This window comes from Gloeocapsa sp. PCC 7428 (assembly GCF_000317555.1).
Classification (GTDB): domain Bacteria; phylum Cyanobacteriota; class Cyanobacteriia; order Cyanobacteriales; family Chroococcidiopsidaceae; genus Chroogloeocystis.
Map to the genome: position 1 here is coordinate 246397 of NC_019745.1, position 13065 is coordinate 259461.

The 13065-nt window shown below is 43.5% G+C and carries 11 protein-coding genes and 1 tRNA gene; 7 read left to right on the forward strand and 5 right to left on the reverse strand.

The genetic code is table 11. The features are described 5' to 3' along the window. Positions 1–102: 102 nt before the first annotated feature. A complete protein-coding gene (gene queC, locus GLO7428_RS01090) occupies positions 103–786 on the reverse strand; it encodes a 7-cyano-7-deazaguanine synthase QueC (protein ID WP_015186707.1) in 684 nt (227 codons plus the stop codon). Between the two features lie 348 nt (positions 787–1134). Here queC and GLO7428_RS01095 point away from each other — a divergent pair, with 348 nt between their 5' ends. The 5 genes from GLO7428_RS01095 to GLO7428_RS01115 all read left to right on the forward strand — a co-directional run bounded on the left by GLO7428_RS01095 (position 1135) and on the right by GLO7428_RS01115 (position 7415). After that, entirely contained in the window at positions 1135–2199 is a 1065-nt protein-coding gene (locus GLO7428_RS01095; RefSeq protein WP_041918786.1) for a Gfo/Idh/MocA family protein, read from the forward strand. Between the two features lie 374 nt (positions 2200–2573). Next, positions 2574–2711, forward strand: a complete 138-nt coding sequence (locus GLO7428_RS28225; RefSeq protein WP_015186709.1) for a hypothetical protein — start codon at positions 2574–2576, stop codon at positions 2709–2711. Positions 2712–2976: 265 nt separating this feature from the next. Further along, positions 2977–5907, forward strand: a complete 2931-nt coding sequence (locus GLO7428_RS01105; RefSeq protein ID WP_015186710.1) for a glycerol-3-phosphate acyltransferase — start codon at positions 2977–2979, stop codon at positions 5905–5907. 23 nt (positions 5908–5930) lie between these two features. Further along, entirely contained in the window at positions 5931–6794 is an 864-nt protein-coding gene (locus GLO7428_RS01110; RefSeq protein ID WP_015186711.1) for a lipid kinase, read from the forward strand. 21 nt (positions 6795–6815) lie between these two features. After that, a complete protein-coding gene (locus GLO7428_RS01115) occupies positions 6816–7415 on the forward strand; it encodes an exopolysaccharide biosynthesis protein (RefSeq protein ID WP_015186712.1) in 600 nt (199 codons plus the stop codon). A gap of 98 nt (positions 7416–7513) precedes the next feature. On the opposite strand, the gene GLO7428_RS01120 is transcribed toward GLO7428_RS01115, so the two are convergent. Then, positions 7514–8218 (reverse strand): general stress protein, encoded by a 705-nt coding sequence (locus GLO7428_RS01120; RefSeq protein WP_015186713.1) that lies wholly within the window; start codon positions 8216–8218, stop codon positions 7514–7516. Between the two features lie 215 nt (positions 8219–8433). Continuing rightward, positions 8434–8507: transfer RNA gene (locus GLO7428_RS01125), tRNA-Val, on the reverse strand. A gap of 216 nt (positions 8508–8723) precedes the next feature. On the opposite strand from GLO7428_RS01125, the gene GLO7428_RS01130 reads away from it, so the two are divergent. Then, positions 8724–9581, forward strand: coding sequence for a sulfotransferase family 2 domain-containing protein (locus tag GLO7428_RS01130; protein ID WP_015186714.1), 858 nt, complete (start codon positions 8724–8726; stop codon positions 9579–9581). A gap of 70 nt (positions 9582–9651) precedes the next feature. Here GLO7428_RS01130 and GLO7428_RS01135 read toward each other — a convergent pair whose 3' ends face one another. Beyond that, entirely contained in the window at positions 9652–10077 is a 426-nt protein-coding gene (locus GLO7428_RS01135) for a universal stress protein (RefSeq protein WP_015186715.1), read from the reverse strand. 220 nt (positions 10078–10297) lie between these two features. Continuing rightward, a complete protein-coding gene (locus GLO7428_RS01140) occupies positions 10298–11821 on the reverse strand; it encodes a sodium:alanine symporter family protein (RefSeq protein WP_015186716.1) in 1524 nt (507 codons plus the stop codon). A gap of 206 nt (positions 11822–12027) precedes the next feature. Between GLO7428_RS01140 and GLO7428_RS01145 the strand changes: the two genes are divergently transcribed. Beyond that, positions 12028–12813, forward strand: a complete 786-nt coding sequence (locus GLO7428_RS01145; RefSeq protein WP_015186717.1) for an SDR family oxidoreductase — start codon at positions 12028–12030, stop codon at positions 12811–12813. Positions 12814–13065: the final 252 nt, after the last annotated feature.

Below are 13065 nucleotides of genomic sequence, written 5' to 3' on the forward strand. Positions count from 1 at the left end.
TTGCTTTTAACTCTGACCTCTGATCTCTGCTATACCAATGACCAATTCAATTACGTTTATTTTCACCCACTTATGTTGTGTACTCCGATTGCAGGGACATCTCTAGATTCGCGTACGGTAGAGAATCGGATCTTCTAATCCCAACTCAGCAAAAGCCGCGAGACGCAATCGACAAGCATCGCAAACTCCACACGCGATCGCACCTCCCGCATAGCAAGACCAAGTTTTTTCCCACGGAACGCCTAACTGATTGCCCAATTGAATAATTTCCGTTTTTTTCAAGTTGATCAACGGCGTTTCAATTGCGATCGGTTGTCCTTCGCGTCCTAGCTTCGTACCGAGGCGAAAAACCTCCTGCATCGCTTGAATATAATCAGGACGACAATCGGGATATCCTGAGTAATCAAGCGCGTTAACGCCGATATAAACGCGTTGTGCTGCGATCGTTTCGGCATAAGCTAAGGCAAAGCTCAAAAAAATTGTATTGCGTGCCGGAACATACGTCACCGGCACATTTTGAGACATCTCTGACACAGCGCGATCGCTTGGTAATTCAATACTGGTATCCGTTAATGCTGAACCGCCCCACGAACGTAAATCAAAATTAACGACCTTGTGAACTAAAACTTGAGTCGATTGCGCGATCGCGATCGCTGCTTTTAACTCGCGCTGGTGTCGCTGCTGATAATCAAACGAAATTGCATAGCACTTGTAACCATCAGCCACCGCTTGATACAGTACCGTAGAAGAATCTAAGCCCCCAGACAATAAAATGACAGCTTTCATCAATCAACCTCTCTATAATTTTTTGCTTTCTATCTATTTCCTTGGTTACGGGCAAGGCACTGCCTTGCCCTTGCGATCCCTACCCCTTCATAATGGACAGGTAAGAAACTGACACATTACGCTAACGCTACACGCATCAGCAAAATCACAATGAGTGAAGCCTAGCTTGGTGATAAACGTAACAATCGTCGGAACATATAAGTAATTTTGAAATTCTTCATAAATAGAGTCACTATGCTACCATCTGGATGATTTGCGACTTTAATCCAGTTAGGATTGCGTATGGGCGCTGTTACAGATGCGTCTTTACATTTTGGTGGTGGAGGAGAAGACAGAGGAGTGCAAAGCATGACAGTGGGACAACCCATCCCTCATTTACAGCGCAATCAACCGCAACCAATCCGTGTTGGTGTGATTGGAGTAGGCAACATGGGACAACATCATACCCGTGTTCTGAGTTTACTCAAAGATGTAGAACTCGTTGGTGTTGCCGATATCAACATCGAGCGGGGGCTAGATATTGCGAGCAAGTACCGCATCCGGTTTTTTGAAGACTATCGCGATCTGCTGCCGCATGTCGAGGCAGTTTGTGTAGCTGTTCCCACCCGCTTGCATCACGCTGTCGGGATGACCTGTCTCCAGGCGGGAATTCATGTTTTGATTGAAAAGCCGATTGCTGCTAGTATCGCTGAAGCTGAATCTTTGGTAAATGCCGCAGCCGAATCACAGTGTATTCTACAAGTTGGTCATATCGAACGCTTTAATCCTGCATTCCAAGAACTCAGCAAAGTCCTGAAAACTGAGGAGTTGCTAGCTTTAGAAGCGCATCGCATGAGTCCTTATTCTCAACGCGCCAACGATGTTTCGGTGGTTTTAGATTTAATGATTCATGACATCGACTTACTACTAGAGTTAGCTGGCGCACCGATCGTTAAGTTAACCGCAAGTGGTAGTCGTGCTGCTGGTTCTGGTTACTTAGATTATGTCACTGCGATTCTTGGCTTCGCGAATGGGATTGTGGCAACACTCACCGCGAGTAAAGTCACGCATCGCAAAATTCGGCGAATTGCAGCGCATTGTAAAAACTCGCTGACAGAAGCAGATTTTCTGAATAATGAAATCTTGATTCACCGTCAGACAACCGCCAACTACATGACAGATTACGGTCAGGTACTTTATCGTCAAGATGGCTTGATTGAGAAAGTTTACACAAGTAACATCGAACCACTACACGCCGAATTAGAACACTTTGTCTCATGCGTACGTGGTGGCAATCAACCTTCAGTAGGCGGCGAACAAGCGCTTAAAGCTTTACGTCTAGCCAGTTCCATTGAGCAGATGGCTTTAGATGGGAAAGCTTGGAAAGAAGAAGTAGAGCTTTATCAACGTAATGGCTCTGCGGTCGTTATCTAAGCTTCCAAAATTATATATTTATTATATACAGCCCAATTCTGTTGTCAGATGAGGGCTTTTTTAGAGGAATCAGGGATCGGAGGTTAGGGAATTTTTCCTTATGTCATTTGTTGGGGAGGTAAATCTAAACGCTTTATTCGTAAGTGTTGTGCGCCGTCTTCCCACAATTTTTTCAGCTTTTCGGAAATAAGTCTATAAATTTGACACCAAATCGCGATCGCGTGTTTTTTATCTTGTCCATGATTGCCAACTTGTCTCTTTCCGCAATAGCATAAAAAAGATTTTTTTAATCATAAGTTTTACAAATTAGCAAGTAAAAATATTAAAATCGAAAACGGATAAGATCAGAATTCTGACACTAGAGGAGAGCATATATGTCTGACTTAGACCGTGGCATCATGAAATTTAAGGGAGCCGATTCCCCTAAAGCGGTTGCGATTTCAACAATGCTGATATTAGGTTCAATCGCGGTTCTCATTTTATGGGCGCTGCAAGTAGCCTATACTCAATAGTGAATAGGAGGCGTCGGAGGTCAGAGATCAGAAAGCAGAGTCAACCGAAGATTAAGCGATAGACGCCGCAGCGATCGCATCGCTAGCAAGTTCAACACAAATATTTCTAGATACAAATCTATACAAAACTCTGATTGCTGACCTCTGTTTTTGCCATGCACCGAGGTATTACTTTAAAGTAAGAAGCAAATCATAAAAATAATCTGCCAAAGTTGCGTTACTCTAACTAATCAGAAGTCCCTCAACCCTAGTTTCTAATTCTAAAATGCTGCAAGTCTGGGGTGCGATCGCTATTTTTTTGATCTGTCCCCTCATTGGTGGATTACCATTAATTGCTTGGATGACATCAGCGCTGACGCGGCGTAACTTAGCAAATATCGGTACAGGAAATATCAGTGTTTCCGCAGCTTTTTATCACGGTGGTAAACTTGCAGGCATTCTCGCAGTTTTATCTGAAGCTTTAAAAGGAATAGCGGCGGTGCTGATGGCGCGGGCGTTCTTTCCCCAAGCCCCCGAATGGGAGTTAATCGCCTTAATTGCGCTGGTAATGGGGCGCTATTGGATCGGTAGAGGTGCGGGAACGACAAATGTAGTTTGGGGATTTATTGTTCACGATCCGGTTGTTGCAGGTTTAGTATTTCTGATTGGTGGAATAAGTTTTACTGTCTTACGCGAAAGACAATTAGGCAAATATGGCATTTTAATTTTATTTCCGTTGTTGACCGCGTTGCTCCGCCCGCATGACTCAGCCCGAATTGTTGCGGCGATCGCACTCGCGGTTCTACTAGGATGGATTTATCAAAAAATCCCTGACGATTTAAACTTAACAGCAGATGCAGGACACGCGGAGTCGCAAAAAGTGTTTCGCTTTTTTCGTGGTGATAAAGCCATAGTTTCTTTAAGTGATGAATTATCAGCGGCTCAAGTCGGGCAAAAAGCTGCTACGCTATCACAATTACTACGCTGGGGCTACCCAGTGCCAAAGGGTTGGGTACTTCCTCCTGGTGATGACTCAGAACCTTTCGTAACTTATCTCCCAACCTCGGAAAAGTCCCCTTTAGTTGTACGTTCTTCCGCCGTAGGCGAAGATTCTCAGCAAGCCTCAGCCGCAGGACAGTATAAAACAGTTTTAAATGTAACAAGTCAAGCGCAATTACAGCAGGCGATCGCCTCGGTTTTAGCTTCTTACGACAATCCAAGTGCGATCGAGTACCGCAAAGGGCGTGGTTTGCCAGAAGCTGCAATGGCGGTACTGATTCAAACACAAGTCCAGGGTGTATTTTCTGGAGTTGCGTTTAGCCGCGATCCGATGACGCAGCAAGGTGATGCTGTGGTAATTGAAGCTTTACCAGGAAATGCTAGCAAAGTTGTTTCGGGACAAGTGACACCAGAGCAATATCGCGTTATTGTGTCCCAAGCTGACTTAGAACATAGCCAAAACTGGGTTTTACCGGAAAATATTGCGTTAGCTGTTGAAGGTGAGGGGGATATTCCACCACGCTTGATTCGACAAGTTGCTTTTTTAGCCCGACACCTTGAGGCGCGCTATCACGGTATTCCACAAGATATCGAGTGGAGTTACGATGGTGAAACTTTGTGGTTGTTACAATCGCGCCCGATTACAACGCTGTTACCAATTTGGACGCGGAAAATCGCTGCTGAAGTCATTCCTGGGTTGATTCGTCCGCTCACTTGGTCAATCAATCGTCCTTTAACTTGTGGCGTGTGGGGCGAAATCTTCACGATTGTTTTAGGAAGTCGCGCGCGGGGTTTAGATTTTAATCAAACTGCAACTTTGCATTATTCGCGGGCTTACTTTAATGCTTCTTTGCTAGGGCGGATCTTTTTACGCATGGGTTTACCGCCGGAAAGTTTGGAGTTTTTGACGCGAGGGGCAAAGTTTAGTAAACCGCCGTTACGTTCGACGCTACGCAATACTCCAGGTTTAATGCGGTTACTCAATCGCGAGTTGAATTTAGTTAAAGATTTTGAAAAAGATTACCGACAACACTTTCAGCCAGCGTTGGTTGCGTTGCATGACTTGAGCGATCGCGATCCCGCAAAGTTGCTATCACAAATCGACTCGATTTTGGTGTTGCTGAAAAGGGCGACTTATTACAGTATTTTGGCACCTTTGAGCGCGGCTTTACGGCAGGCGATTTTTAAGGCAAAAGATACAGAAATCGATAACAGTCTGACTCCTGAAGTTGCGGCGTTGCGATCGCTTGCGCAACTTGCTGAGGATGCGCGTCGTGTCTTACCTGTGGTACCAGAATCTACAGAATCGGTGTTTGTGCAGTTGGCGGCGACAGATCGCGGTAGAGAGATTTTACAACGGTTTGATGAGTTGTTGGCGCGTTATGGTTATTTGAGTGAAGTGGGGACTGATATTGCAGTTCCCACTTGGCGGGAGGAACCGGAGTATGTGCGCGAGTTGTTTGTGCAGTTTGTGGGGAATGAGGGGTTAGAAAGGAACGAACCACAAAGACGCATAGACGGCCGTAAGGCGGCTTCTCGTGGAGTAGGACGCAAAGGAAAGAAAGGTTTGGTGCAAGCGCGTGTTGATTTGAAGGGGAGGGTGACGGAGGTTTATAGTCAGTTGTTGGCGCATTTGCGTTGGCGGTTTGTGGCTTTGGAACGAGTTTGGATTGCGTCGGGATTGTTGGAATCTACGGGGGATATTTTCTTTTTGGAGTTTGAGGAAGTGCGGCGGGTTGTTGCGGGTATTGACTCGAAGAAGTTGAGTTATGATTTGCAGGATTTGGTGACACAGCGGCGATCGCGCTTGGAAAATGACCGTATTTTAGACGCACCTTTTCTCGTCTATGGTAATTCTCCACCTGCTCCTTCTGCTCCCTCTATTTCCTCTGCTTCCCTACTACAGGGCATTGGTGCTAGTCCTGGTAGGGTGGAAGGATATGTTAAGGTGTTACGCAATTTGCAAGGAGTTTCTGCGATTGACCGCGATACGATTTTGGTCGTACCTTATACTGATTCTGGCTGGGCACCACTATTAGCAAGATCTGGTGGATTGATTGCAGAAGTAGGAGGACGTCTTTCTCATGGGGCTATTGTGGCGCGCGAGTACGGATTACCGGCAGTTATGGATATTCATAATGCGACGGTTATTCTGAAAGATGGGCAAAGAGTACAAATCGATGGTCAGCTAGGAACCGTGCAAATTCTTTCCGATTAAATTTAGCGAATATCTACAATAATATGACTCGTCGAGCATTGCTACTCGTCAATCGTCACGCGCGCCAAGGACGCAATCTTGCACAAGCGATCGCGCAGTTGGAAAGCTTGGGCTTGGAGTTGATTCCAGAAATCACTGAAGATGCGCGGTTTTTGCCGGAAATTATTCGCAGTTATCAAAATAAAGTTGATTTAGCAATTGTAGGTGGTGGCGATGGAACGTTGAATGCTGCGGTTGATGGTTTGGTAGATTCGCACTTACCTTTGGGAATTTTGCCTTTGGGAACTGCTAATGACTTAGCACGTACGCTGGGAATTCCGAATCTTGCCGCAGCTTGTAAAATTATTGCTCGCGGTAATATTCAGTACATTGACTTGGGCTGGGTCAATGGTAAGCACTTTTTTAATGTTGCCAGTCTTGGGCTGAGTGTCCAAATTACCCAAAAGCTGACGAAGGAAGCTAAGCGACGTTGGGGAGTTTTTGCGTATGCTATAACGGCAATTGAAGCGATGTGGCAAGCGCACCCATTTTACGCAGAAATTCGGCGCAATGGACAATCAATTCAGGTGAAAACGATTCAGATTGCGGTTGGCAATGGTCGTTACTATGGAGGTGGAATGGCGATCGTACACGATGCCAAAATTAATGACCAAAGGTTGGATGTGTACAGTTTAGAAATACAGCATTGGTGGCAAATGTTAACTTTATTTCCGGCACTGCGACGCGGAAGGCATACGAAATCGTCGGGTGTTCGGGCTTTTCACGGTCAGGAAATCGAAGTATACACGCGTAAACCACTGCCAATCAATACCGATGGAGAAATTACAACGTATACGCCTGCGCATTTTCGTGTGATTCCTCGTGCTTTAGCGGTTTTGATGCCTTAACTGTTTTAATACGAACACCCAATGCTTAGATTTTCTCACGATATTAAATTACTGCTAGAAAAATTAGCTTCTCAGCCGTTAACAATTGGTGAGATTCTGGCAGAAACCTCGGAAAGGGGTTTTAGCTTGGTGATTGCGTTACTCGTTTTACCCTTTTTGTTTCCTATGCCACCTGGGTTCACAGGTCCCTTAGGTTCGGGCTGTTTGTTACTTTCGTTACAAATGGCTTTGGGAAGGCGATCGCCTTGGTTGCCTAAAAAAGTTGCACAATTTCAGTTTCCCCGCCGTTTTGTCGTGCAAATTCTCCAAAATTTACGACGTGTCACGCGCATAGTTGAAAAAATTGCGCGTCCGCGTTGGACTGCACTCGCCCAAAGCCATATCGCTTGGCAACTTAATGGAGTGTGTATTTCTTGGTTGACAATCTTGTTAATTTCTCCGATTCCTTTTACAAACCCGATTCCCACTGTAGGAATCTTGCTATTTGCTGTGGCGACTTTGGAATCGGACGGTTTATTAATGTGTGTGAGTTATGTACTGACGGCTTTGATTACTTTAATAGTCGTATCTATTGGTTACACACTTTGGCAGGCTCCCAATTTTTTGCCGAATGTATTTTAAGCCCCTAGATCCCCCAATAGTGGGGGACTTTGAGGTAATCTGACACGTTTGGTTATTTCCCGCCCTCTGAGTTTTGAGATGTTGGCGTGAAAGTTTCTCTAGCGCGTTTCTTGTCGTCGGTCTACAACTTTTACGTTAGGTTCAGTAGTTGTACTGTTGACAACGCGTTCGGTATGAACTTCGCTAGTGTATTGTGGTGTTCTTTGCTCAACAGTTTCAACTTGCGTTGGAGTTGTGTTTGTACGGCTTTGGCTAACAGGTATATCGTATACTGCCCACTGATGAATACCTCGGCTACTTAAAACTGTGCCAGCGCGGTCAATATCTGCGGCGGTACCTTCTACAAACACTAGGTAATCGCCTTGCGAGACGCGATCGCTGTATCCTTGTGCTTCTTCTTCTGGAATTCCTAGCCCTGTTAATGCACCGACGATGCTTCCTGCTGCTGCGCCGATACCTGCACCAGCCAAGGTTGTGGCAATTGTTCCACCCGCAAGGAAAGGACCTACACCAGGAATGAGTAAGGCTTCTAAACCTACTAACAAACCGCCAACGCCGCCTAAAACTGTACCTGTGGTTGCACCAATACCAGCGCCTTCTTGTGCTTCAGTTTCTCCGCGTTGCTTAACTTGATTGCGGTTTTCTACGTCAACTCCTGCAACCTGATCGTTACGGTTTGTGTCTTTAGCTAAGATTGAAACTTTGTCCATTGAGAAGCCTGAATCTCTTAGGGCATTAAGTGCGGATTCAGCCTCTGTCCGGCTGGAAAATGTACCAACTGCACGCTTAAGCTGAGTTGCCATTATTCCCTCCTTTTGTGACTACAACAGTATTGAAGCTTTGAGCTTCTTTACATGAGTTTCTAGTTTCGCGAATTAAACTCTGTGTTTCATCAGTCTCTGGTTTTACATATTTATCTATCACAAGAGAGGGAGGAATTGTGATTTATACACTGAACAGTGGACAGCGAAGATTTTCAACTGTCAACTCTCCACTATAATTTGTCACTGTACACTAGTGGACGTAACTGGACTCGAACCAGTGACCTCTACGATGTCAACGTAGCGCTCTAACCAACTGAGCTATACGTCCGCAGAACAATGATATTAGCATAGACCTCAACTAGAATGCAATCGTCCAGATTTTTTGTAAAGCGATCGCATTGATATGTAAGTGGTATCCTGCTTTATGTTTACCAGGAAATTCCTACTAGATCGACAAAGCGTGTAAAAATAGATACTAATTAACAGCGTGTAAGGCTTCCTTAATAAATCAACCTACCTAATATCTAAGCAAGAGGTGAGCTTTATGTCAGAACTGAATCAACAGAGATATAGTGACACTGCGATTGTTTTTTTACATATTCCTAAAGCTGCGGGTAGTACACTTAATACAGTAATTAATCGTCAATACGCAAAAGATTCGATTTTCTCTATTTATGGTTTTGAACGTAGTGAAAGAGAAGCTAAAACTGTAGAGCAGTTTAAAACTCTGCCGGAAACGCGTCGAAGTAAAATAAAACTTTTGAGAGGACACGTTGGCTTCGGACTGCACGATTACTTACCGCAGCCATCAACCTATATTACTCTACTACGTGACCCAGCCGAGCGAGTTGTTTCGCTCTATCGTTACATCATTCGCCGACCAGAGCATCCACTTTATGACCCAGTAAAAACTAATAATTTGAGTCTAGAAGAGTTTGTGCGTAGTGGTATAGCTCCGAGCGCCTATAATGGTCAGACTAAAATTATAGCTGGATTTAAAAAGGGCAGTACGGAGTACGAAGATTTTTCAATAAAACTGTTAGAGGTTGCTAAAAAAAATATACAAGAACATTTTGCCGTCGTGGGGTTAACTGAAAAGTTTGATGAGTCTCTCCTCTTGCTGCAAAGGGTTTTAGGTTGGAAACTTCTTTTTTACAGAAGGAAAAACGTCGCTGAACAGACAAACAAAGATATACCATCAACTACGACTTCCCTTATTCAAAAATACAATGAATTAGATATGGAACTCTACCATTTCGCAGAAAAGTATTTAGAAAATCAGATGAATTTGTATGGAGATTCTTTGATTAGAGATATTAATAGATTTAAGTTTTTGAATCAGCAATATGGGCAAGTTTCATTGGTTTCACGTTCGCTATTGAGTAAAATGAAGTTCTTCTAACTACTCAAAAGCGATCGCATTTTTAATAGGGTTATCAGCTTTTGTTATTTTACCAATTTTCAATTAAGTATTATTTGCGCAAAACTATAACAGGGCAATGCGCGAATCGAACGACTCTTTCTGCTACAGAACCAAGGAAAAAACGACTCAAACCAGTACGTCCATGTGAGGGGATAACTATTAAGTCAGCATTGATTTCTTGAGCGTAATCAATAATTTTAGAACTAGGATCGCCGACTAAGACTCCTATATGAACTCCTTGATATTCTGATGTCAAGCGTTCTTGTAGTACTTCTTGCACGTGTTTTATGCGTGTCCCATCATCTATTGTACTCCAAACAATTCCTGGTTCAGCAGGATGGAGATGAGAGAGAACGTGCAATACGTGTAGTTGAGAAGGATCTTTAACAAATTCTCGTGCTGGTTCAAGTGCAGCGAAGGATTCCTCAGAAAAATCGATTGGCACTAAAACACAATTTTTTTCTAACCAAGTCATAACATTTTTCCTTATTAGCACTCACAGCTTTTTGAGGTGGTGGGTAATAGGTAATACCATTTCACTTTAAATTTGCTACAAATGGGTAGCAGAGGAAGCAGAGAGAGAAATTAACTGTAGTTCTTATTTAGTCAAATGGTATAATAGGTGAATATTTAATGACCAATTACCAATTACCAACCATATAAATTACATTTTTTGCACCTATTTACGAACTAAATTATCTATAAACTGGCATTTGTCCAGTATTCAATCGTTTCATATAGCTTTCTAAATCTGCTGCAACTTTCCCAGACAACAAATAGCAACCCAGGATATTAGGAAACGCCATAGACAAAATCATCATATCGCTGAAGTCGAGAACCGCACCTAGGTTAACAACAGAACCAATGAAGACAAAAATGACGAAGATAACTTTGTAAATCATTGTAGAGCGATCGCCAAACAAGTAAGCCCAACAACGTTCGCCGTAGTAACTCCAAGAAATCATCGTTGAGAAGGCAAACAAAAACACAGCGATTGACAGAATAATGGGAAACCAACTAATAACAGAAGCAAATGCCGTATTCGTTAGCTGTACTCCACTATCAGTTTGATCGGTGTACACGCCAGTAATGACAACGACTAACGCTGTCATATTACAAATGATTACAGTGTCAATAAATGGTTCTAATAAAGCAACGATTCCTTCGCGAATTGGTTCTTCTGTACGCGCTGCGGAATGCGCGATCGCCGCTGAACCAACACCAGCTTCATTAGAAAAAGATGCGCGTCTAAATCCTTGTACGAGTACTCCAATAAAGCCTCCTGTAAAAGCTTGAGGGACAAACGCTTCGCGCACAATCGTGGCAAAAGCAGCAGGAACTTGCGGTAAATTCGTCAGAATAATCCACAATGCCGCTAAAACATAAATCAAGCACATCGCAGGGACAAGCTTCTCCGCAACTCCACCGATGCGACGAATACCACCAATGATCACCAAAGCGACCATTGCGCCTAGAATTAATCCATAAAGCCAGCTTCGTCCTACAAATAAGGGAACAACTCCAGCGATCGCCGAGTAAGATTGGTTGGCTTGAAACATATTACCGCCACCAAACGACCCACCAATACATAACACCGCAAATAAGCCTGCTAGTACCCTTCCGAGAGGGCGCAATCCGAGTTCTCCCAAACCGCGCGATAAATACCGCATCGGACCCCCCGAAACTGTACCATCAGGCGATACTAAGCGATATTTTTGACCAAGCGTACACTCAACAAACTTACTGGACATTCCCAGCAATCCCGCGATCGTCATCCAAAACATCGCGCCAGGACCACCCAATTGAATAGCGATCGCCACCCCTGCAATATTTCCTAATCCAACCGTTGCTGAAAGTGCTGCGGATAAAGCTTGAAAGTGAGTGACTTCTCCAGTTTCCGCCGGATTATCGTAATGCCCTTGCACGACAGAGATCGCGTGACCAAAAGCCCGAAAATTGACAAATTTCATCCGCAGTGTAAAAAAAACCGCGCCGATAATGAGCCACAAGACGATAAACGGTAGACCTGCAACACTGAAAAACAGTACCTGCGACAGTGCATCTACCAAACCAGAAAAAACCGCATCAATTCCTGCAACAAAGCCATTGTCTGCTGTTGTCTCTTCGGCTGCTAATGCTGTTCCTGATGCAACCAGCAGCAGTAATACTGAGAATATAGGAGATTTTCGCAGCACCCTTATAAGCGAATATTTTGTCATCAGATACTATTGCAATCACTAGATACAGAATGTCAAACAAACTATAAATTTATTTGACGATAAAACTGTTAGCAAGGAAACATTTTGTTGCGTTTTGATGAAAATCTTCTTAGGTACCTACTCCCCGCGAGATAAAACTCTTTCTGGGCAAAATCTAAAATAGAGTTAAATCTTGTTAAGAAATTTAAAATAAGTTGGTTAGTTGCATGACAACGGCTTTAATTACAGGTGCTTCTGCGGGGATTGGTGCGGCTTTTGCGCAAGAACTAGCTGCACGCAAGACAAATTTAGTATTAGTAGCGCGATCGCAAACGAAACTTGAACAACTCGCAACACAACTACAAACGCAATACCAAATTCAAGTAGAGATTATTCCCCAAGACTTGACCGCACCACAAGCAGCGCAAACTGTATTTGATACCGTCAACAGTAAGGGTATCGCCATCGACTTGTTAATCAACAACGCTGGCTTTGGCGAATATGGCGACTTTATCGAACTTGATCGCGAACGACAGTTAAATATGATACAGCTAAATGTTCTGGCGCTCGTAGATTTAACACATCTATTCTTATCACAAATGCGGCAACGCGGTTCAGGCAATATTATTAATATGTCTTCGGTTGCAGCGTTTCAATCGATGCCTTACCTTAGCGTCTATGCGGCAACAAAGTCATTTATCCTCAGTTTTAGTGAAGCTTTATGGGCAGAAAATCGTAAATATGGGGTACGTGTGATTGCAGTTTGTCCAGGACCAACCGACACAAACTTTTTTACAGATGCAGAATTTCCGCCAATTTTAGTTAATATTGCCGAAAAAAATTACACTTCCACAAAAATTGTTGTTCGTGAAGCTTTAGCGGCTATAGAAAAAGAGCATCCTGTCATTGTTCCTGGAGATTTGCGAAATCAAATCTTAGCCAATATCCCGCGATTTGTACCAAGAGAAGCCATTACAACTTTTTGGAAAACAGTTTTAGGAAGTAGAAAGTAAAGGTTGGTAACCGGTAATCGGTAATTGGTCATTGTGAGATATTAGCTTTTTCTGTTAGCTGTAGCTGCTGGCGAATAAATTCACTAGCTAAATAAACAAAGTCCACCAATTTAGAGTTATGAGTTAAGAAAATTCTTGAGAGTTCAAAACTAAAAACTTAAAATTCATAACGCTTAAAACTTTGCTTGGATAGCCCTGAAGGAAGTCGGAGGGCGGCTGTGATTCATGCAGCAGGTCTGCTAAATATTAAAT